Here is a 20,040-nt window from a genome sequence, read left to right as displayed (position 1 = left end):
ACTCAGGCGGGTCGGGCGGCCACGGCGTTGCGCGCCGTACGCCGCCCGGCCACCGCCGAGACCGCGGTGATGGCGATGCCGCCGACCGCGAGGAACGCCCCGACCCGGCTCGGCCACTCGTACCCCAGACCCTGCGAGAGCACCAGTCCCCCGACCCAGGCGCCGAGCGCGTTGGCCAGGTTGAGCGTGGAGTGGTTGAGCGCGGCGGCCAGCGCCTGGCCGTCGTGCGCGACGTCCATCAGCCGGGTCTGCAGCATCGGCACCAGCAGGGTGCCGACGAAACCCAGCAGGAAGACCGCGGCCACCGCGCCCGGCATCGTGTGCACCATCGGGCCGAAGGCGAACAGGAGCCCGGTGATGAGGACGAGCGAGAGCAGGATCCCGCGCAGCAGCCCGATCCGGGCGACCCGGCCGCTGGCGAAGGCGCCGGTCGTCATGCCCACGCCGTAACAGACCAGGAACAACGGGACGACGCCGTCGTGCACGCCCGTGAGATGGGTCAGGGTCGGCGCGATGTAGGAGAAGGTCGCGAACATCCCACCGAATCCGACAGTGCCGATCCCGAGCGCCAGCCACACCTGCGGCAGGCGCAGGGCCGCCAGCTCCGACCCGGCGTTCGCTGCGGTGTCCGTGTGCTGATGCGGCACCCAGCGCCACACGGCGAGCGCGGTGAGTGCTGCGATCACGCCGACGCCGGCGTAGGGCCACTGCCAGCCGAGATCCTGACCGATGAGGGTCGACGCGGGGACGCCGACGATGTTCGCGACCGTCAGCCCCGACAGGATCATGGCCACGGCCCAGGTGCGCCGTTCCTTGTCGACCAGGCCGGCGGCCAGCACCGAGGCGATGCCGAAGAAGGCTCCGTGCGGGAGCCCGGACAGGAAGCGCGCAACGAGCAGCGTGCCGAAATTCGGTGCGAGCGCGGATGCCGCGTTGAAGACGGCGAACGCGATCATCAGCGCGATGAGCAGACCCTTGCGCGGCAGTTTCGCGGCCAACGTGGCGATGGTCGGTGCTCCGACCACGACGCCGAGCGCGTACGCCGAGACGACGTGGCCGGCCTGCGGGATGCCAACGTGCACGCCGTGCGCGATCTGCGGCAGCAGGCCCATCGTGACGAACTCGGTGGTGCCGATCGCGAAGCCGCCGAGCGCCATCGACGCCAGCGCCGCGTGCAGCGCGAACCCGTGCAGCGTCCCGGTGGGCGGCTTGGTCGCGGGGCGCTCGGAGGGGCGCGTCGCGTCGAGCGCGGCGGGGCCGGGGACGGTGTCTGTCACTGTCACCATGGTGCTACCTCGCGGGGCGCAGCCGAAATCGCGGCGGGCGCACCTGCAGGATGGACTCCATGACGCAGCGGCCACCGGGGGCCATCGACGTCCACCAGCACCTGTGGCCGCCGGAGTTCATCGAGCGACTGCGCCGGCGTGCCACTCCCCCGATGCTGCGCGGCTGGACGCTGCACACGGCGTACGAGGCGCCGTACGACGTCGACGCCGCGGCCCACGACGTCGAGCTGCGGCGCGCCTCCGACATCGACCGGACCCTCGTCGCTCTCGCCATGTCGACACCGCTCGGGGTGGAGGCGCTGCCGCCCGACGACGCGGAGCCGCTGCTCGCCGCGTGGCACACCGGCGTCGCTGGTCTCGGCGACCCGTTCGTCGGCTGGGCCGTCGCATCGACCCGCGAGCCGGATCCGGCTCACCTCGACCGGCTGCTGCGCACCCCTGGGATCGTGGGGCTGCAGGTGGGGTCCCACTCGATGGATACGCCTGCGTCCCTGGAGGCCCTGGCCCCCCTGCTGCGCCGCGCCGAGCTCGCCGATCGACCCGTCCTGGTGCATCCCGGTCCCGTGGATCCGCATCCCGGACCCGACTGGTGGCCGGCCGTGGTGCAGTACCCCGCGGCCCAGCAGGCGGCGTGGTGGTCCTGGCAGACGGTCGGCCGCTCGCTCCTGCCGGATCTGCGCATCTGCTTCGTGGCAGGCGCAGGTCTCGCGCCGTTGTCCATCGAGCGGTTCGCGGTGCGCGCCCGCGCCGTCGCGCGCGCCGACGACGACCTCTTCGTAGACACCTCCTCGTACGGGCGCCTCGGTGTGGACGCGCTGCGTACGGCGCTCGGCGCGCGCACGATCGTCCTCGGCAGCGACCGTCCGTATGCCGAGCCGTTCGACCTGATCGCCGATCCGCACCTGAGCGACGCCGAACTACAGGCGTACTGCCACGACAATCCCGCGCGGCTGCTCGGGGTGGCACCGAACTGACTCAGCGGACCCGCAGCCGGTGGGCCAGCTCCGGCACCACGTGCCGTGCCGCCTGCAGATCGGCCGTCAGGTCGCGATCCTCCAACCGAGCGAGACCTGCCTGCAAGGGTGCGAGCTGGGACCACCGAGGCATTCGCCCGGTGAGGGTGAGGGCTCTGGCGGCAGTGAGGAGTTCGGCGGCGAGCAGGTCGCGGTAGGCCTGCTCGGCATCGAGCGCGCCCCGCGCCGACACCGACGCGAAGGACGCGTCGTCCTCCAGTCCCCGCGACAGCGTGACGGTCCCGGCGCTGGCCGGGGCGGCGAGGGAGCGCAGCGCCGCCATGGCCGATGCCGCGACCAGTTCCACCAGCATCGTGCCGGACGCGCCGGGAGTGCCGTCGGCGAGGAACGCCGAGGCACCGGTGAGCCCGGGGCTCGCCAGCATCGTCGTGCGGCCGAGGCCGAGCTGGGCGGCCTGCACGAGCGCGCCGAGCAGCCCCTCCACCGCGTTCGCGAGGTAGGCGGCATGGAACGCGCCGTGATGGGTGATCCCGCTGTGCTCGTCGAAGACCGGGTTCTCGCTCGGCGCGTTCGCCATCGCGTGGACGGTGCCCGCGGCCCGGTCGAGCGCGTCGAGCAGGACCCCGTGACCCTGGGGCATGGCGCGCAGCCCGAACGGATCCTGGATCCGGGCCGGCGGATCGGCGTACCCGTCGTCGTCCAGCACCTGCCTCATCCCGGCGCACACCCGGTGCGCACCCCGGAACGGAGTGGCACGCTCGACGGCCGGCCCGAACGGCTCGACGTTGCCGTGCACCGCACGCAGTGTGAGCGACGCGATCGGCACAGCCGCCCTGGTGAGTGTTTCCAGCCGGTGGATCGCGAGCGCCGCGTCCCCGATCGCAGCGGCGTTGCTGGAGATCAGCGCCAGCGCGTCACCCGGTCGGACACGGGGGCCGTCGGGGTGGTCCAGCAACGCGACCCCCACCGTGGCCAGGGCGCTGAGATCGCCGGTGCCGATGCTCCCGCGCTCGAGCACGGGAGGCAGGGTGTCGGTGTTGAGCAGCTCGAGCAGGCCGTCGAACGCCGTCCGACTGAGCCCGCTGCCGCCGGCCGCGAGCTGACCGATCCGCACGGCGACCATCGCCCGCACCCGGGTCGCGTCACGGGGCGTGCCGAGCGAAGTGGCGTGCGAGCGCAGCACCCGGGCCAGCTGACCGTCCGGATCCTGGACGGGCACCGATCGGTTGCCGCCGACCCCGGTGGAACGACCGTAGACCGGCCGCTGCGTTGACAGGCGTTCCGCGATGGCGGCGCCGAAGGCCACTCGCTCGCCGACTTCCGTTGTCACAGTGAGCATTTCGCGACTCAGCGCGATGCGAGCGATGTCGCCGATGCGCAGTCCTGCAGACGTCAGTTCCACCCCCACACCCTCCCCTACCGAGCGTCGCCGGGCGAGAGATCCCTGAGTGGTTCCACAGACGGGAAAAGAGTGCCAGGCTACCGCCTAGCGAAAACCCGTTGCTATGGAATGGAAACCGTTGACAGCTCCCGGCAGGACAGCCTCTGAGGCCCCCGCGTCGTCGACCCGTGCCGTCGACCGGGCCATGGCCCTGCTCTCGGAAGTGTGCGGCGAACAGTCGTTGACCTTGACCGAATGCGCACGCCGTACCGCGCTGCCCGCGAGCACCGCGCTGCGTCTCCTGCGCACACTGGAGAACTCCGGATTCGTCACCCGCGATCCCGACGGCAGCTTCGGCGCCGGTCCGCGGATGGTGCAGATCGGGACCCGCGCCCTCAGCAGTCACCGCCTCGTCGCTCTCAGCCGCCCGCTGCTCGCGGACGTGGTCGACGCGACCGGCGAGTCGGCCTACCTCGCCCTGCCCGGACCGGGTCGGACCGCCGTGTACGCCGCGACGCACGAAGGCACCTGGCCCATCCGGCACAGTTCGTGGATCGGCCGGGAGGTCGGCCTGGACGCGTACGCCGTGCGCGCCGCCCTGGCCGGAGAGGCGACGCCGCAGGGGTATCTCGCCACCCGCGGGCAGCTAGAGCCCGACATCACGGCGGTCTCCGCTCCGGTCCGATCGCAGGACAGGATCGTCGCCGCGGTCACGATCCTCGGCCCGACCTACCGACTCACCGGAAACGCGTTGTCACACTGCGGTGCTGTGATTGCAGCAGCGGCGCACCGTCTCGAAGTCCAGCTCGGCACCTAGGAGAGATTGCGCATGATCCGTTTCGACAACGTCACCAAGCGATATCCCGACGGGACCGTCGCCGTGGACTCCCTCGACCTGACCGCGCAGACCGGCAAGATCACCGTCCTCGTCGGTCCGTCAGGCTGCGGCAAGACCACGAGCCTGCGGATGATCAACCGGATGATCGAGCCCTCCGCCGGCTCCATCTGGCTGGACGACCGCGACACCTCCACGATCGCCACGCACGAGCTGCGGCGCCGGATCGGCTACGTCATCCAGCACGCCGGCCTCTTCCCCCATCGCACGATCGTCGACAACGTCGCCACCGTGCCGCTGCTGCTCGGCACCGACAAGAAGAAGGCGCGCAGCGACGCGATGGATCTGCTCGAGCGGGTCGGTCTGGATCGGGGCTTCGCCAAGCGCTACCCCGCCCAGCTGTCCGGTGGCCAGCAGCAGCGCGTCGGCGTCGCCCGCGCGCTTGCGGCCGACCCGCCGGTGATGCTGATGGACGAGCCGTTCTCGGCGGTCGACCCGGTGGTGCGCGAGCAACTGCAGGACGAGTTCCTGCGCCTGCAGGACGACCTCGGCAAGACCATCGTGTTCGTCACCCACGACATCGACGAGGCCATCAAGCTCGGCGACCAGATCGCCGTCCTGCGCGTCGGCGGCCACCTGGCCCAGCTCGCCACCCCCGCCGACCTGCTCGCCCGCCCGGCCGACGCGTTCGTGGCCGGGTTCGTCGGGCGCGACCGCGGCTATCGCGCGCTCGGGTTCAGCGAGGGGCAGGAGCTGCCGCACCACGAGGAGCCCACCGTGCGGATGGGCGAGACGGTCCCGGCCGCGTCCGAGGCCGCGGAGTGGCTGCTCGCGGTCGACGGTGACCTGCACCCGCAGGGCTGGATCAACGTGGAGCAGACCGCCGGACGCGAGGTCACCGAGGAGCTCCTCTACCGCGGCGGCACCCTCGCCACCCAGGGCGGATCGCTGCGTGCGGCCCTCGACGCCTGCCTGTCCTCGCCGTCCGGGCGCGGCGTGGTCGTCGACGAGGACCACCGGCTGCTCGGCAGCGCCCAGCTCGACGAGGTCGTGCAGCTCATCAAGACCGAGCCCCGCCCGTCCCTCGCCGACCCCACGGACCAGACCGGGCAGGCCGACCAGGACGGCGCCGACCACCGGGTCTCCGGTGCCACGCCGGCCACGCTGCAGAAGGGTCCGGCATGAGCGGCCTCGCGAGCGAGGTGAGTTCCTCACCGCTCAGCTTCTGGAGCTACTTCATGGACCACCGCAGCACGGACCTGCAGCTGCTCTGGTCCCACACCTGGCTCTCGGTCGTACCAGTCGTCCTGGGACTGATCATCGCGCTGCCGCTCGGGTGGCTCTCGAACCGGTTCTCGTGGAGCTATCCGCCGATCATGACCGTCTCGGGCTTGCTCTACACGATCCCCTCGATCGCGCTCTTCGTGCTGATCCCGCCGCTGCTGCACCTGGACCAGCTCTCGGAACTGCAGGTGCCGATCGCCCTCACGGTCTATTCGGTGGCGCTGCTGGTGCGGGTCGTCGCCGACGGCCTTGGCTCGGTCAGCGAGGACACCCGCCAGGCGGCCACCGCCATCGGCTTCACCCCGCTGGCCCGCTTCTTCAAGGTCGACCTGCCGATCGCCGTGCCCGTGATCACCGCAGGCCTGCGGGTAGCCGTGGTCTCCAACGTCAGCATCGTGGCGATCGCCGGCACCATCGGCTTCCAGAACCTCGGCAACCTCTTCACGACGGGCTACCAGCTGTCCTCCGGGACCAGCCCCTATTACCCGCCCATCGTGCTGGGCCTGATCCTCTGCGTGATCCTCGCGCTCGCGCTGGACGCGCTGGTGATCCTGGCCGGTCGAGGGCTCACACCGTGGCGACGGGCGGTACGAGCATGATCGGCAACGTCATCACCTGGCTCAACGACCCGTCGCACTGGCGCGGGACGGGGACGACCGACGGCATCGTCACGCAGCTGGAACGCCACATCTCCTACGTCGGCATCGCGCTCCTCATCGCGATGCTGATCGCCGTGCCGTTGGGCCTGCTCATCGGCCACACGGGCAGGGGCGGTTCGGCGGTCTCCGTCGCCAACGCCATCAGGTCGATCCCGAGCATCGGGCTGCTGATCCTGCTGGTGGTGATCATCTCCCCGCACTTCCACGGGCGCACCCAGGCTGGATTCATCATTCCGACCGAGATTGTCCTCATGCTGCTCGCCGTCCCGCCGATCCTCGCCGGCACCTACGCGGGTGTGGAGAACGTCGATCCGGCTGTGCGGGACGCGGCCTACGGGATGGGGATGAAGGGAGGTCAGGTGCTGCTGCAGGTGGAACTGCCCAACTCTCTGCCCCTCGTCATCTCCGGGGTGCGCTCCGCGGCGCTGCAGCTCATCGCCACGGCCACCATCGCGTCGTTCGTGCCGCTCGGCGGCCTCGGCCGGTTCATCTACGACGGACTCGCCCAGCGCGACTTCCCGCAGATGATCGGCGGCGGCGTGCTCGTCGCGTTGCTCGCCCTGCTCGTCGACCTGCTGCTGGCCGCCATCCAGCGCATCCTGGTCTCGCCCGGGGTGAGCGGACGGTTCTCCAAGCGCGCGGACCGGCGCCGCGGCGCCGCTGGGGAGGCCGACTCCCGGGTGGCCGCCCTCGATGAGGCGGAGGTAGCCGCCTGAGGGCCCACGGACCGGCCCCGTCCACAACAGACCAGTTCACCAGCAAGCACTTCACCACAGGAGCACAGATGATCAAGCGCACCATCAGCATCGTCGCGGTCGCCGGCCTCGGCCTCGGCCTCGCCGCGTGCGGTAAGGACAGTTCGAAATCCGGCAGCGGTAGCGGCAGCGCTGCCGCCGGCACCGTCGCCTCGAAACTGATCATGGGCGGACCGGCCGAGTTCCAGACCCGGGCCGACGGGCTGCCCGGGCTCAAGAAGAACTACGGCGTCGCCTTCGGCAAGTACACCGTCACCGACACCGGCGGCCCGGTGACCATCGGCGCCCTGAAGAACGGCCAGGTGGACGCGGCCGACATCTTCACCACCGACCCGTCGATCAAGGCCGACAACTTCGTGGTGCTCACCGACCCCAAGCACAACTTCGCGGCTCAGAACATCATCCCGCTGGTCAGCAAGTCCAAGGCCACTCCTGGTGTGCAGGCGGTGCTGAACGCGGTCTCCGCCACGTTGTCCACCGCGTCCCTGCGCGACCTGGTCACCCAGGCGGTCACCGACAAGAAGGACCCCGACGCTGTCGCCAAGAGCTTCCTCTCGGCGCACCCCGTCAACATGTCGGGCAAGGCGAGCGGAGCCTCGCTCACCGTCGGGTCGGCGAACTTCCCGGAGAACGTCGTCCTTGCCGAGATCTACGCGGAGGCCCTCAAGAGCGCGGGCGCGAAGGTGTCGACGAAGCTGAACATCGGCAGCCGTGAGAAGTACTTCCCGGCACTGAAATCCGGCTCGATCAACGTCTTCCCCGAATACAACGGCGCCGTGCTCAGCTACCTGCAGCAGGGGGCCACCGAGGCGAGCACGACCGCCGTCGACACCGCGCTGTCCAAGGCCCTGCCGTCCAGCATCGTCGCGCTCAAGCCCGCCGAGGCCCAGGACAGCGACGCCATCGTGGTGACCAAGGCCACCGCCGACAAGTACAAGCTCGTGTCCATCGCGGACCTTGCGAAGAAGGGCTGACCATGATCAGAAGCAGCATCGGCATCGTCGCAGTGATCGGCCTGGGCCTCGGCCTGGCCGCGTGCGGCAAGGACAGCTCGAAGACCGGGGGAAGCAACGGCGCGACATCGGGCAGCAGCACCGTCGCCTCGAAGCTCATCATGGGAGGCTCGGCCGAGTTCAAGACCCGCGCCAACGGTCTCCCCGGGCTGAAGAAGAACTACGGCGTCGTCTTCGGCAAGTACACCGTCACCGACACCGGCGGCCCGGTCACCGTCGGTGCGCTGGTGAACGGTCAGATCGATGCGGCCGACATCTTCAGCACGGACCCGTCGATCAAGAAGTACGGGTTCGTCTCCCTCAAGGATCCGAAGAACAACTTCGCGGCCCAGAACATCACCCCGCTGGTGACCAAGAGCAAGGCGACACCGGGAGTCGAGGCGGTGCTCAACGCGGTGTCGGCCAAGCTGTCGCAGCAGGCATTGGTCGACATGGTCTCCCAGGCCATCACCGACAAGGAGGATCCCGCGGCGGTCGCGAAGGCCTTCCTGGCCAAGAACCCGATCAACATGCCGGGCAAGGCCAGCGGCGTGTCGCTCAGCGTCGGTTCCTCGAACTTCCCCGAGAGCGTCGTACTCGGCAACCTCTACTCCCAGGCCCTGAAGAGCGCCGGAGCGAAGGTCACCGACAAGTTCAACATCGGCAGCCGCGAGAAGTACTACCCGGCGCTGAAGGCCGGATCGATCAACATGTTCCCGGAGTACAACGGCGCCCTGGCGAGCTACCTGGACAACTCGACCAGTGCCTCCAGCACTGCAGAGGTGATGGCGGCACTGGAGAAGGCGCTGCCCTCCAGCATCGTCGCGTTGACCCCGGCGCAGGCACAGGACAACGACTCGGTCATGGTGACCAAGGCCACGGCCGAGAAGTACCACCTGGTCTCGATCGCCGACCTGGCGAAGAAGGACTGATTTTCAACCCATCGTCACATCCGACCGTGTGCCGCTCCGTCATCGACGGGGCGGCACACGGCGTGTCGGGCAGACTGTCCCAGAAGGGCTGCGTCGATGTTACCGGCTGGTAACATCGACGGATCAACGCCCGCGGCGCTCCAGCGCGCCGATTCCGTGCCTTCTCAGGAGGATCGATGTCCGACGCACCCACTCTTCAGCTGCCCGACGGCGTGCAGGTGACGGGACCTCTGCAGGAGCGCTATGAAGTCATCCTGTCGCCGAAGGCGCTGGAACTCATCGCCCGCCTGCACCGTGAGTTGAACGCCGACCGCCTCACCGCGCTGCAGGCGCGAGCGGCCCGCATCAAGCAGGTGGCCGATGGGACCGACCTGGACTTCCTCGAGGAGACCCGCGCAGTGCGCGAGGACGACAGCTGGAAGGTGGCGCCGCTGGCGCCGGGCCTGGAGGACCGCCGGGTGGAGATGACCGGCCCGACCGACGCCAAGATGACGATCAACGCCCTCAACTCCGGCGCCCGCGCCTGGCTCGCAGACCAGGAGGACGCCAACACCCCGATGTGGGGCAACGTCGTGCAGGGTCCGCTCAACCTGATGGACTCCATCGACGGCACGCTCGACTTCACCAGCGCCGAGGGCAAGGAGTACAAGGTCGCGCCGTTCGAGCAGCAGCCGACGATCATCGTGCGGCCGCGCGGCTGGCACCTGCCGGAGAAGCACATCCTGGTGGACGGTGAGCAGACCTCGGGCTCCCTCGTCGACTTCGCGCTCTACCTCACCGCCTGCGGTCAGAAGCAGATCGACCGCGGCCACGGACCGTACTTCTATCTGCCCAAGATGGAGAGCCACAAGGAGGCCCGGCTCTGGAACCGCGCCTTCGTGCTCGGCCAGGACTTCCTCGGCATCCCCCAGGGCACGATCCGGGCGACCTGCCTGATCGAGACGCTGCCCGCGGCATTCGAGATGGAGGAGATCCTCTACGAGCTGCGCGACCACTCCTCGGGGCTCAACGCCGGCCGCTGGGACTACCTCTTCTCGGTCATCAAGACCTACCGCACCCGCGGCGCGGACTACATCGTCCCCGACCGCAACACCGTGACGATGACGGTGCCGTTCATGCGGGCGTACACCGAGCTGCTCGTGCGCACCTGCCACAAGCGCGGCGCGTCCGCCATGGGCGGGATGGCCGCTCAGATCCCGACCAAGGACGAGCAGACCAACGCCGCGGCGTACGAGAAGGTCACCGCCGACAAGACGCGCGAGGCGAACGACGGCTTCGACGGGTCGTGGGTGGCCCACCCCGCTATGGTCAAGACGTGCTTCGAGGTCTTCGAGGAGATGCTCGGCGGCAAGCCGAACCAGCTGGAGAAGACCCGCGACGACGTGCACGTCGATGCCGCCGCGCTGCTGGACGTGCGCTCCACGCCCGGTGACGTCACCGAGGCCGGGCTGCGCGCCAACATCGACATCGCCCTGCAGTACCTGCGCAGCTGGCTGACCGGCCGCGGCGCCGTGGCCATCCACAACCTGATGGAGGACGCCGCGACCGCCGAGATCTCCCGCTCGCAGATCTGGCAGCAGATCCAGAACGACGTCACGACGGCCGACACGGGCACGCTCATCACGCGGGAGTGGGTGCTGCAGCTGGCCGACGAGGTCATCGCGGACCTGCCCGGCGAGCCGGCCGACTACGAGGACGCCAAAGAGACCTTCCTGCAGGTCGCGGTGGCCGATGAGTACGCCGACTTCCTGACCCTGCCCGCGTACGAGCGGATGGCCTGACACCGCCCGCACAACTCTCGCGAGACCGCCCGACCGCCACCCGGTCGGGCGGTCTCGCGTTTGCGTACCGACCGAAAGGGCCGTGTCGCGTGTTACCGGTACCGCGCGTACCAGTTATCGAGTAGGCTAACTTTACTGACCGGAAACTAACGACATCTCGTCCCGAAGGAGCGTCGCGCCGTGAGTACGCACTCCAAACCGAGCCTAGCCGACAAGGGCCAGGCGTTCGGGTTGCGCCTGATCGCCCGTGCCGGCGGCCTCGAGGCCATGAAGAACCCCGTCCTGCGCTCGAAGGTCGAGCGCATCCTTTACAAGAGCGCGCAGCAGGGCTTCAAGGCCCAGACCGCCGCCGGCAAGGCCTTCGCCCGCAAGAGCGGGTCCGGGTCCGCCACCCGCCCCGAGCGCAGCACGGCACGCCGCGAGTTCGACCTCACGCCGTCCGAGGACCAGGCGATGATCCAGGAGGCCGCTCGCGAGTTGGCCGACGAGGTCATCCGACCGGCCGGTGGGCAGGCCGACACCGACCGCGCGATGCCGGACGAGGTCCGCCGACAGGCGGCGTCGATGGGTCTCACGCTCGTCGGTGTCCCGACCGATCTGGGCGGCGTCGCCGAAGAGGCGTCAGCGGTCACCAGCGCTCTGGTCATCGAAGAGCTTGCCCGTGGCGACATGGGGCTGGCAGTCGCCATCATGTCCTCGGCCGCCGTCGCCAACGCCCTTGTGAATTACGGGGACTCGGCCCAGCAGGCGACCTTCCTGCCGCCGTTCACCGATGAGGACGATCCCGCGACCGGCGCCCTGGCCATGACCGAACCGCAGCCGCTGTTCGACCCGCTGAAGCCCCGGACGCTCGCCCGCACCGATGGCGACGACGTGGTGATCGATGGACAGAAGTCGCTGGTGGTCGCCGCGGCGAGCGCGGACCTCTTCGTCGTGTCGGCGCTGCTCGACGACGAACCCCGGCTGATCGTGGTGCAGCCCGGCACCGCCGGCCTCACCACCACCGACGACCCGGCCATGGGGCTGCGCGCGGCGGCCACCGGCCGACTGCACCTGGATGGCGTACGCGTCCCGGCGGGCAACGTGCTCGGCACGTCCGCCGACGTGCTCGACGCCGTGCGCCGGGCCCGGCTGGCCTGGGCCGCAGCCGCGGTGGGCACCGGGCAGGCCGTGGTCGACCACCTCACGACGTACACCGTCGAACGCACCGCCTTCGGCGAGCCGATCGCCCAGCGTCAGGCCGTGGCCTTCACGGTGGCCGACGCCGCGATCGAGGTCGACGCGCTGCGGCTGGTCGTGTGGCGGGCAGCGGCGCAGCTCGACGCGGGGCGTGACGCGGGCGCGTCCGTCGCACACGCGCGCAGCCTCACCTCCACCTACCTGACCCGGGTCGGCTCCGACGGCGTGCAACTGCTCGGCGGACACGGATTCGTCAAGGAGTACGACAACGAACGCTGGTACCGCGACCTGCGCGGCGCCGGGGTGCTCGAGGGCACCCTGCTGGTCTGAGCCGGCCCGACCGACGACAGGAATTCGACATGATTGATCTGGAAGTCCCGAAGAAGTTCCGCCCGCTGCTCACCCAGGCGGCATCGCTGGCCGACGACATGTTCCGACCGATCAGCCGCAAGTACGACCTGGCCGAGCACGAGTACCCGACCGAACTCGACCTGCTGTCCGCGGTGCTGGACGGGATGTCCGACTCCGGCGCCACCCAGGGCGCGGGCGCCAGCGGATCGGCGCAGGTCAAGGATCCCGGCACCGCCCCGGCGGGCGTCGGGTCCGGTCGCAACGACCGCTTGGGCAAGCCCAACAAGAACGGCGCCAACCTGTCCTCGGTGCTGTCGATCATGCAGACCTGTCGCGGCGACGTCGGTCTGACCCTGTCCATTCCTCGCCAGGGTCTGGGCAACGCTGCGATCGCCGCCGTCGCCAGTGACGAGCAGAAGGAGCGTTACGGCAACCGGTGGGCCGCGATGGCCATCACCGAGCCGGAGGCCGGTTCGGACTCCGGCGCGATTCGCACCACCGCCGTCAAGGACGGCGACGACTACATCCTCAACGGCGAGAAGATCTATGTCACGGCGGGTTCGCGTGCGGACCTGGTCGTGGTGTGGGCGACGCTCGACCGGTCGCTCGGCAAGCAGGCCATCAAGTCGTTCGTGGTCGAGACCAGCAATCCCGGTATGCAGCTCGTGCGGCTGGAGCACAAGCTCGGTATCCGCGCCTCGGACACGGCAGCGTTCCTGCTGCAGGACTGCCGGGTGCCCGCCCGCGACCTGCTGGGAGATCCGGAGATCCGTACCGAAGCTGGCTTCGGCGGGGTCATGCAGACCTTCGACAACACCCGTCCGCTGGTGGCCGCGATGGCGTGCGGCCTCACCCGGGCATGCCTGGACCTGACGACCGAGCTGCTGGCGAAGGAGGGCGTCGTCCCCGACGTCGACGCACCGCTCACGACCCAGCCGTACGCCGCGACCCGGCTGATCCAGATGGAGGCCGACTACGAGGCGGCGTACCTGCTGGCGCTGCGCGCCGCGTGGATGGCCGACAACGGCAAGCCCAACTCGATGCAGGCGTCGATGGCCAAGGCCAAGGCCGGGCGCACCTGCGTCAACGTCTCACTCGCGTGCGTCGAGCTGGCGGGCGCGAGCGGGTACGCCGAGACCGAGCTGCTGGAGAAGTGGGCCCGCGACTCCAAGATCCTGGACATCTTCGAGGGCACCCAGCAGATCCAGCTGCTGATCGTGGCCCGCCGGCTGCTCGGCCTGTCCTCCAGCCAGTTGAAGTAACGCCCTCAGCGCGAGCGCACGTTGGTGACGGCCGCGCGTACGACCGAGATCAGCGATTCCTCGTCGAGGCCGAGGTGGCGCGTCCGCTGTGCGAAATCGGCAGCGGCCGCGGCCGCCTCGGCCTGCGAACGGTCACCGGACGAACTCACGAAGGTGCCGGCCCGGCCGCGGGTCTCGATGAGACCGGACTGCTCCAACCGGGTGTAGGCCTTCGCGACGGTGCCCGGCGCGACGCCGAGCTGCTCGGCGAGCCCTCGCACGGTCGGCAGCTTGGTGCCGACCGCGAGCGAGCCGTCATTGGACCCGGCCGCGATCTGCCGGCAGATCTGTTCGTACGGAGGCGTCGCGTCGTCCGGGTCGATCCGCAGTGGCGCGCTCACCACCCGAGCGTCCCCGGTTCACCTTTGAACGGGCCCACCACACGCCCCGTGATCCACCCGCCGTAGAAACCCCCGGCCTGTGGCTGGACCCGCTCGCCGTCCACCCGGCACTCCTCGACCAGGCCCGGCATGACGGCGATGTAGCCGCGCAGTCGCTCGAACCCGGGGCTGGGCTCCGGATAGGTCCACGCCGCCTTCCGCGCCGTCGCCGAACCGCCCACCACGTCGAAGTACGCAGCGACGCCCTTGAACTCGCAGTAGGAGGATCCCGCGGTCGGGCGCAACGCCCCCTCGGCGAAATCGGCGACCGGCAGGTAGTAGGTCGGCGGGTGACTCGTCTCCAGCACCCGTACGGCGCCGCGACTGCTCGCGACCGTGCGCCCTCCCAGGTCCACCTCGACCAGCTCCGCGGTGTCCTCGACCCGGGGCGGGCGCGGGTAGTCCCACACCGACTCCTGGCCGGGATCCGGCGCGATCCTGCGTGCTGTGCTCATCCGACGCTCCGTCCTGCCCCGGGTGATGCTACCGGCGCGTACGGGAAGTGAGATGCTGCCTGGAGAGATCGCCACGCCGGACCAACCCTGGAAGGACCCCGATGGATCTGGAATACACGCCCGAGGAGCAGCGGTTCCGCGACGAACTGCGCACCGTCTTCTACGAGAAGGTGCCGGCCGAGATCCGCGAACGGGTGGTGCGGGGGCAGATCAGCCGCGAGGACATCGTGGCGAGCCAGCGGATCCTGCACGAGCACGGGCTGGCCGTGCCGCACTGGCCGACCCAGTGGGGTGGCAAGAAGTGGACCGCGACGCAGCAGAACATCTACGCCTCCGAACTTCAGCGGGCCGCGGTGCCCACTCCCCTGGCCTTCAACGTGAGCATGGTCGGGCCGATCATCGCCGAGTTCGGAAGCCAGGAGCAGAAGGAGAAGTTCCTCCCGGCCACGGCCAACCTGGACATCTGGTGGTCACAGGGCTTCTCGGAGCCGGAAGCCGGCTCGGACCTCGCCGGCCTCAAGACCACCGCGATCCGCGACGGTGACGAGTACGTCATCAACGGCCAGAAGACCTGGACCACGCTGGGCCAGTACGGCGACTGGATGTTCCTGCTCGCCCGCACCAACCCCGGTGCCGAGCGCAAGCAGCAGGGCATCTCCTTCATCCTGGTCGACATGAAGACCCCGGGCATCGAGCGCCGCCCGATCAAGCTGATCGACGGCAGCGTCGAGGTCAACGAGTTCTTCTTCGACGACGTCCGCGTGCCGGTCTCCAACCTGGTGGGCGAGGAGAACAAGGGCTGGACCTACGCCAAGTTCCTGCTCGGCAACGAGCGCAACGGCATCGCCCAGGTGGGCACGAGCCAGCGGGTCTTCGCCGAGCTGGTCGACGCCGCCAAGGAGACCGACGTCGAAGAGGGCACCCTCGCCGACGACCCGGACTTCCGTTCCCGGCTGCACACCGCCAAGATGCGGCTGCTCGCTCTGGAGGCGACCCAGCTGCGGGTCGCGGGCGCCTCGGCCGACGGCAAGCCGGACCCGGCGTCCTCCCTGCTGAAGCTCGAGGGCACCCGACTGCTGCAGAGCCTCACCGCGCTGCGACTGGATGCCGGCGGCACCGACTCCGTGCTCGTCGGGGACACCGAGGGCACCGACGGCACACCGGTCGGCCTGAGCAGCGAGCACGCCGCGAGCACGGCCGCCCTGCAGTACCTCAACATGCGCAAGCTGTCGATCTTCGGTGGTTCCAACGAGATCCAGCGTGGCGTCATCGCCAAGGCGGTCCTGGGTCTGTGACCCGCAGGACGCCGGCAGACCCCTTCGACACGACGAACGAGAGCATCTGATGGACCTGACACTGAACGAAGACCAGGAAGCCTTCGCCGAGAGCATCGACGACGCCCTGGCACGTAAGTACACCGCCGAGTTCCGCGGCAAGGCCGCGGCCAGCGATGTCGGCTGGGACGAGAAGCTCTTCTCGACCCTGGCGGAGATCGGCGCGAGCGCGCTCACCATCGACGAGGAGCACGACGGCCTGGACGCCGGCGCGGGCGAGGTCTACGCCGCGCTCTACGCGCTCGGCCAGAACGCCGCCATCGAGCCCTTCCTCGACGGCGTCTACCTGCCGTCGTGGCTGCTGTCCGCGAGCGGCTCCGCGCCGGACGAGGTCCTGAGCGCGCTGGCCGCCGGCGAGGCGATCGCCGCCGTCGCGCACTCCGAGCCCGGCCGCGTCTGGGACGCCGCACCCGCCACCACCGCGACCGGCGATGGTAGCAAGGTCACCCTGTCGGGCACGAAGACCGCTGTCGCACACGCCGATCAGGCCAAGTGGCTGCTCGTGACCGCATCCGGTGACGCCGGCTTCGGTGTCTACCTGGTGAACGGCGACGCCGAGGGGATCACCCGCACGGACGGCCGCACCGCCGATTGGACCCGGGTCTCACGGGTCACCTTCGAGGGGACGCCCGCCACTCTCCTGGGCTCCGCCGGTGATCAGGGTCGCCGCGCCTTCGACGCCGCCGTCGCCCGCGCCCGCATCGCGGTGCTCGCCGAGGCCGTGGGCCTGATGGACCGCGCGAGCAAGGTGACGGTCGACTACCTGAAGTCGCGCAAGCAGTTCGGCGTGACGCTGTCGACGTTCCAGGCCCTGGTGCACCGCGCCGCCGACCTCTACGCCGAGGTGGAACTCGCCCGCTCGGTCGCGCTGTGGGCGACCGCCAGCCTCGAGCGGGACGCGCAGACCGACGACACCGATGTGGACGCCACGGCGGATGACGCGTTCGTCTACATCGCCCAGGCCGCCCGTGTGGTCGCCGAGGAGGTCGTGCAGTTGCACGGCGGTATCGGGATGACCTTCGAGACCCCGATCAGCCATTACGCGGCACGCCTGACCTCCATCGAGCAGTCGTACGGCGGGGTCGCCGCCGCCCGCCGGCGGGTCCTGAAGTCCGGTTCGCCGCTCACCGCGCCGACCGTCGTGCGGAGCTGACCTCGGCAGAGCACATCGACGACGCCTCGGGCACACAGCGATCGCTGTGTGCCCGAGGCGTTTTCAGCGCACCTGCACCGGCGCCTCCCGGCCGTGCGCGAGCGCCAGGTCGAGCAGTCCGGGGAAGCGGGCGTCCAGATCGGCGCGGCGTACCTGGTTCATCCTGCGGGTGCCCTCGTCGGACTGCAGGAGCACGCCGGCCTCACGCAGCACGCGGAAGTGGTGGCTGGCGGTCGACTTGCCGACGGGCAGTTCCAGCGAGCAGCAGGGCACCCCGCGGTCGATGCCGTCCAGCGCCGAGACGATGCCCAGCCGCACGGGGTCGCTCAACGCCGCCATCACCCGCGACAGGTCGATGTCCTGCTGGTCGGGGTGCGTGAGGGGCCCGGATCTCCTGCTCGCCATGCGCCTCAGCATCTCATGTTCGACGACCGTCGACTGTTCCTGACGGCGGTGCTATGTTCGCAGCACACCGAACATCTACGGAAGGTCGCATCATGCGGATCGGGATCATCGGAGCCGGCAACATCGGCGGGGCCCTCGTGCGCGGGCTCGTGCCCCTCGGGCACGACGTGCAGGTCGCGAACTCGCGCGGACCGCAGACGCTGCAGGAGCTGGCCTCGGAGACCGGCGCGAGCGCCGTCACCGTGCAGGACGCCGTACGGGACAAGGACCTGATCGTCGTCACCATCCCCCAGGCCAAGGTCGAGTCGCTGCCCGCCGGCCTCTTCGCCGACGTCCCGGCGGACGTCGTGGTCGTCGACACCGGCAACTACTACCCGCGCGAACGCGACGGGCGCATCGCCGCGATCGAGGACGGGGCGGTCGAGAGCGCCTGGGTGCAGGACCGGATCGGGCACCAGGTGATCAAGGCGTTCAACAACATCTTCGCCGCGCACCTGCAGGACAAGGGCCAGCCGCAGGGCGCCGACGGGCGCATCGCTCTGCCGATCGCGGGTGACGACGCGGACGCCAAGAAGGTCGTGCACGAACTGGTCGACGCCCTCGGTTTCGACCCGGTCGACGCGGGCACGATCGCCGACTCGTGGCGCCAGCAGCCGGGCACCCCGGTCTACACGACCGACCTCGACGTCGCCGGCGTCCGCGCCGCCCTCGCCGACGCGCCCCGCGAGCGCCCGGAGGCCTTCACCGCGACCCCGGACAGCCCCGGCAGCTACTCAGACCCTCGATAGGACTGCGAGCGAGGTTCAGGTTGCAGGGCCCCGAGCCCGATCCGGGTTTGCCCTGCATTGCAGGCCGTCCAGGAGCATGGCGACCATCCGCTCCGAGCGGGAGTCGTCGTGTGTGCCGATGGGCGGGATGCAGAGCTTCGCAACCGCGCCCAGCAGGTCCAGTGGGTCGACACCATCTCGAATGGCCCCGGCCGCAGCGGCCGCGTCGAGGAGGATCTGCAGGACCGGGCCGAGGTGACGCTGGAAGTACCCGGACAGCTCCCGAAAGGCGGGGTCGCCGAAATGCAGGGCGGCCGCAAGGCCGGGCTTGGTCACGATGAACCGCGCGTAGTGCTCGATCCAGAGCCTGACCGCCGTACCCGGGTCGTGTGCCGCGGCAAGGTGCGACGCCTGGCTCACGCAGACGTCCACCTCGCGCTGGAACACCGCACTGATCAGGTCCGAGCGCCGCGGGTAGTGCCGGTACAGGGTGGCCGTACCCACGCCGGCTCGAGCGGCGATGGCGCGTACGTTGACATCGACGCCGTGGGAGGCGAACTCCTCCTCGGCGGCAGCGAGCAATGCATCGGCGTTTCGCTGCGCATCGGCACGCGGCACGGGTGAACTCCTTGCGTAAACGGGACATTGTCCCGTATGTTCGGATCCTATCCGGGACGATGTCCCATTTAGGTTGTCTCTAGCACTTTACGGTGCCGGAAGGAGATGGGCCATGCATTACCGCTCACTCGGAAGGACCGGTATCAAGGTCAGCCCGTACGCCCTTGGCGCCATGAACTTCGGCGCGATGAGCAACGCCGACCATGACGACTCGATCCGAATCGTCCACGCTGCCCTCGATGCCGGCATCAACCTCATCGATACAGCCGACGTGTACTCCCTCGGTGAGTCCGAGGAGATCGTCGGTAAGGCGATCAAGGCGCGGCGCGACAACGTCGTGCTCGCCACCAAATTCTCCAACCCCATGGGCGGGGACGACCCGAACCGCCGAGGCGGGTCGCGCCGCTGGATCCTTGCCGCCGTCGAGAACTCGCTGCGCAGACTGCAGACCGACTACATCGACCTCTACCAGTACCACTACCTCGACGCCGCGTCCGACCTCGAGGAGACGCTGGCCGCGCTCACGGACCTTGTGCAGGCCGGGAAGGTACGCGCGATCGGCACGTCCAAGTTCCCTGCCGCCGAGATCGTCGAAGCGCAGTGGATCTCCGAACGCCGGGGATTGCAACGGTTTCGCAGCGAACAACCGACGTACTCGATCCTGAACCGGGCGGTCGAGCGCGACGTCCTTCCGGTCGCGGGCCGTTACGGCATCGGCACCATCGTCTACAGCCCTCTTGCGCAGGGATTACTGACCGGCCGCGTTCGCAAGGGCCGAGAATCTGAGCTCACCCGCAGCGGCACCTACTACGCGCACCTCCGCGACGAGCGGCGCATCGACATCGTCGAGCGGCTCATCCCGCTCGCCGACGAATTCGGTATGTCGCTGACGCATTTGGCGATGGCGTTCGCGATCGCCCACCCGGGCGTGACGTCCGCCCTGCTCGGACCACGCACGATCGAGCACTTGGATGACTCCCTCGCCGGCGCCGAGATCGGGCTGGGCGACGACATCCTCGACCGCATCGACGAGATCGTCCCGCCCGGCACCGATGTCGGCCACCTGCAGATGAGCTTCAACCCACCTGCCCTCGTGGACCCGAGGCTGCGCCGACGCCCCATCGAGGAACGCACCGCCGCCTGAGTGCAGGTCACTGACCACCGCCTGGCCGGACCTGTGCTGATGGAGGGGTCGATGGTGCGCCACGCCGTCGTACG

Annotated in this window: 20 protein-coding genes; 14 read left to right on the top strand and 6 right to left on the bottom strand. The window is 69.6% G+C overall.

Annotated elements, in window-relative coordinates; translation table 11 throughout:
* Nucleotides 1-2: 2 nt before the first annotated feature.
* A complete protein-coding gene (locus HNR15_RS06010) occupies nt 3-1,286 on the bottom strand; it encodes an MFS transporter (RefSeq protein WP_179479937.1) in 1,284 nt (427 codons plus the stop codon).
* 59 nt (nt 1,287-1,345) lie between these two features.
* Here HNR15_RS06010 and HNR15_RS06005 point away from each other — a divergent pair, with 59 nt between their 5' ends.
* Entirely contained in the window at nt 1,346-2,260 is a 915-nt protein-coding gene (locus tag HNR15_RS06005) for an amidohydrolase family protein (protein ID WP_179479935.1), read from the top strand.
* Between the two features lies 1 nt (nt 2,261).
* Here the strand turns inward: HNR15_RS06005 and HNR15_RS06000 are convergent, their stop codons facing one another.
* Complete coding sequence (locus HNR15_RS06000; RefSeq protein WP_179479933.1) at nt 2,262-3,662, bottom strand: aromatic amino acid lyase; 1,401 nt, start codon at nt 3,660-3,662, stop codon at nt 2,262-2,264.
* 103 nt (nt 3,663-3,765) lie between these two features.
* Between HNR15_RS06000 and HNR15_RS05995 the strand changes: the two genes are divergently transcribed.
* The 9 genes from HNR15_RS05995 to HNR15_RS05955 all read left to right on the top strand — a co-directional run bounded on the left by HNR15_RS05995 (nt 3,766) and on the right by HNR15_RS05955 (nt 13,671).
* A complete protein-coding gene (locus HNR15_RS05995; RefSeq protein ID WP_255696412.1) occupies nt 3,766-4,458 on the top strand; it encodes an IclR family transcriptional regulator in 693 nt (230 codons plus the stop codon).
* A 12-nt stretch (nt 4,459-4,470) separates the two neighbouring features.
* Complete coding sequence (locus tag HNR15_RS05990; RefSeq protein ID WP_179479929.1) at nt 4,471-5,661, top strand: ABC transporter ATP-binding protein; 1,191 nt, start codon at nt 4,471-4,473, stop codon at nt 5,659-5,661.
* A complete protein-coding gene (locus HNR15_RS05985) occupies nt 5,658-6,359 on the top strand; it encodes an ABC transporter permease (RefSeq protein WP_233762757.1) in 702 nt (233 codons plus the stop codon). Before HNR15_RS05990 ends, HNR15_RS05985 begins: the two co-directional genes overlap by 4 nt.
* Nucleotides 6,356-7,135: an ABC transporter permease gene (locus HNR15_RS05980; RefSeq protein ID WP_179479927.1), complete on the top strand. Its 780-nt coding sequence runs from the start codon at nt 6,356-6,358 to the stop codon at nt 7,133-7,135. Before HNR15_RS05985 ends, HNR15_RS05980 begins: the two co-directional genes overlap by 4 nt.
* A 68-nt stretch (nt 7,136-7,203) precedes the next feature.
* The gene (locus HNR15_RS18590) at nt 7,204-8,148 is read left to right on the top strand and encodes a glycine betaine ABC transporter substrate-binding protein (protein ID WP_179479926.1); all 945 of its coding nucleotides are present in this window, start codon (nt 7,204-7,206) and stop codon (nt 8,146-8,148) included.
* Between the two features lie 2 nt (nt 8,149-8,150).
* The gene (locus HNR15_RS18585) at nt 8,151-9,098 is read left to right on the top strand and encodes a glycine betaine ABC transporter substrate-binding protein (protein ID WP_179479924.1); all 948 of its coding nucleotides are present in this window, start codon (nt 8,151-8,153) and stop codon (nt 9,096-9,098) included.
* A gap of 176 nt (nt 9,099-9,274) precedes the next feature.
* Nucleotides 9,275-10,879, top strand: coding sequence for a malate synthase A (gene aceB / locus HNR15_RS05965; RefSeq protein ID WP_179479922.1), 1,605 nt, complete (start codon nt 9,275-9,277; stop codon nt 10,877-10,879).
* Between the two features lie 180 nt (nt 10,880-11,059).
* Nucleotides 11,060-12,388, top strand: a complete 1,329-nt coding sequence (locus HNR15_RS05960; protein ID WP_343048442.1) for an acyl-CoA dehydrogenase family protein — start codon at nt 11,060-11,062, stop codon at nt 12,386-12,388.
* 29 nt (nt 12,389-12,417) lie between these two features.
* Nucleotides 12,418-13,671 (top strand): acyl-CoA dehydrogenase family protein, encoded by a 1,254-nt coding sequence (locus HNR15_RS05955; RefSeq protein WP_179479919.1) that lies wholly within the window; start codon nt 12,418-12,420, stop codon nt 13,669-13,671.
* A 5-nt stretch (nt 13,672-13,676) separates the two neighbouring features.
* Here the strand turns inward: HNR15_RS05955 and HNR15_RS05950 are convergent, their stop codons facing one another.
* Both HNR15_RS05950 and HNR15_RS05945 read right to left on the bottom strand, forming a co-directional pair.
* Entirely contained in the window at nt 13,677-14,051 is a 375-nt protein-coding gene (locus tag HNR15_RS05950) for a GntR family transcriptional regulator (RefSeq protein ID WP_343048441.1), read from the bottom strand.
* Nucleotides 14,048-14,545, bottom strand: a complete 498-nt coding sequence (locus HNR15_RS05945) for a DUF427 domain-containing protein (protein ID WP_179479916.1) — start codon at nt 14,543-14,545, stop codon at nt 14,048-14,050. Before HNR15_RS05945 ends, HNR15_RS05950 begins: the two co-directional genes overlap by 4 nt.
* A 101-nt stretch (nt 14,546-14,646) precedes the next feature.
* On the opposite strand from HNR15_RS05945, the gene HNR15_RS05940 reads away from it, so the two are divergent.
* Nucleotides 14,647-15,840 carry an acyl-CoA dehydrogenase family protein gene (locus HNR15_RS05940; protein WP_179479914.1) on the top strand — a complete coding sequence of 398 codons (1,194 nt, stop codon included), beginning with the start codon at nt 14,647-14,649 and terminating at the stop codon, nt 15,838-15,840.
* A 49-nt stretch (nt 15,841-15,889) separates the two neighbouring features.
* Nucleotides 15,890-17,032, top strand: a complete 1,143-nt coding sequence (locus tag HNR15_RS05935) for an acyl-CoA dehydrogenase family protein (protein ID WP_179479912.1) — start codon at nt 15,890-15,892, stop codon at nt 17,030-17,032.
* 63 nt (nt 17,033-17,095) lie between these two features.
* Here the strand turns inward: HNR15_RS05935 and HNR15_RS05930 are convergent, their stop codons facing one another.
* Complete coding sequence (locus HNR15_RS05930) at nt 17,096-17,437, bottom strand: ArsR/SmtB family transcription factor (protein WP_179479910.1); 342 nt, start codon at nt 17,435-17,437, stop codon at nt 17,096-17,098.
* Between the two features lie 53 nt (nt 17,438-17,490).
* On the opposite strand from HNR15_RS05930, the gene HNR15_RS05925 reads away from it, so the two are divergent.
* Nucleotides 17,491-18,225 (top strand): NADPH-dependent F420 reductase, encoded by a 735-nt coding sequence (locus HNR15_RS05925; RefSeq protein ID WP_179479907.1) that lies wholly within the window; start codon nt 17,491-17,493, stop codon nt 18,223-18,225.
* Nucleotides 18,226-18,240: 15 nt separating this feature from the next.
* On the opposite strand, the gene HNR15_RS05920 is transcribed toward HNR15_RS05925, so the two are convergent.
* Nucleotides 18,241-18,822, bottom strand: a complete 582-nt coding sequence (locus HNR15_RS05920; protein ID WP_179479905.1) for an SbtR family transcriptional regulator — start codon at nt 18,820-18,822, stop codon at nt 18,241-18,243.
* 112 nt (nt 18,823-18,934) lie between these two features.
* Between HNR15_RS05920 and HNR15_RS05915 the strand changes: the two genes are divergently transcribed.
* Nucleotides 18,935-19,966, top strand: a complete 1,032-nt coding sequence (locus HNR15_RS05915) for an aldo/keto reductase (RefSeq protein WP_179479903.1) — start codon at nt 18,935-18,937, stop codon at nt 19,964-19,966.
* Nucleotides 19,967-20,040: the final 74 nt, after the last annotated feature.

The sequence above is a fragment of the Allobranchiibius huperziae genome, assembly GCF_013410455.1.
GTDB lineage: Bacteria > Actinomycetota > Actinomycetes > Actinomycetales > Dermatophilaceae > Allobranchiibius > Allobranchiibius huperziae.
The sequence above is the reverse complement of the archived record's forward strand: the minus strand, read 5'-3'. Positions and strand labels throughout refer to the sequence as shown.

Bases quoted from the DNA above. Each gene is read 5' to 3' on its own strand.
- HNR15_RS05915 (WP_179479903.1), top strand. From the start codon at position 18,935: ATGCATTACCGCTCACTCGGAAGGACCGGTATCAAGGTCAGCCCGTAC.
- HNR15_RS05945 (WP_179479916.1), bottom strand. From the start codon at position 14,545: ATGAGCACAGCACGCAGGATCGCGCCGGATCCCGGCCAGGAGTCGGTG.
- HNR15_RS05935 (WP_179479912.1), top strand. From the start codon at position 15,890: ATGGACCTGACACTGAACGAAGACCAGGAAGCCTTCGCCGAGAGCATC.
- HNR15_RS06005 (WP_179479935.1), top strand. From the start codon at position 1,346: ATGACGCAGCGGCCACCGGGGGCCATCGACGTCCACCAGCACCTGTGG.
- HNR15_RS18590 (WP_179479926.1), top strand. From the start codon at position 7,204: ATGATCAAGCGCACCATCAGCATCGTCGCGGTCGCCGGCCTCGGCCTC.
- HNR15_RS05930 (WP_179479910.1), bottom strand. From the start codon at position 17,437: ATGGCGAGCAGGAGATCCGGGCCCCTCACGCACCCCGACCAGCAGGAC.
- HNR15_RS05925 (WP_179479907.1), top strand. From the start codon at position 17,491: ATGTTCGCAGCACACCGAACATCTACGGAAGGTCGCATCATGCGGATC.
- HNR15_RS06010 (WP_179479937.1), bottom strand. From the start codon at position 1,286: ATGGTGACAGTGACAGACACCGTCCCCGGCCCCGCCGCGCTCGACGCG.
- aceB (WP_179479922.1), top strand. From the start codon at position 9,275: ATGTCCGACGCACCCACTCTTCAGCTGCCCGACGGCGTGCAGGTGACG.
- HNR15_RS05985 (WP_233762757.1), top strand. From the start codon at position 5,658: ATGAGCGGCCTCGCGAGCGAGGTGAGTTCCTCACCGCTCAGCTTCTGG.
- HNR15_RS05990 (WP_179479929.1), top strand. From the start codon at position 4,471: ATGATCCGTTTCGACAACGTCACCAAGCGATATCCCGACGGGACCGTC.
- HNR15_RS18585 (WP_179479924.1), top strand. From the start codon at position 8,151: ATGATCAGAAGCAGCATCGGCATCGTCGCAGTGATCGGCCTGGGCCTC.
- HNR15_RS05995 (WP_255696412.1), top strand. From the start codon at position 3,766: ATGGAATGGAAACCGTTGACAGCTCCCGGCAGGACAGCCTCTGAGGCC.
- HNR15_RS05980 (WP_179479927.1), top strand. From the start codon at position 6,356: ATGATCGGCAACGTCATCACCTGGCTCAACGACCCGTCGCACTGGCGC.
- HNR15_RS05955 (WP_179479919.1), top strand. From the start codon at position 12,418: ATGATTGATCTGGAAGTCCCGAAGAAGTTCCGCCCGCTGCTCACCCAG.
- HNR15_RS05940 (WP_179479914.1), top strand. From the start codon at position 14,647: ATGGATCTGGAATACACGCCCGAGGAGCAGCGGTTCCGCGACGAACTG.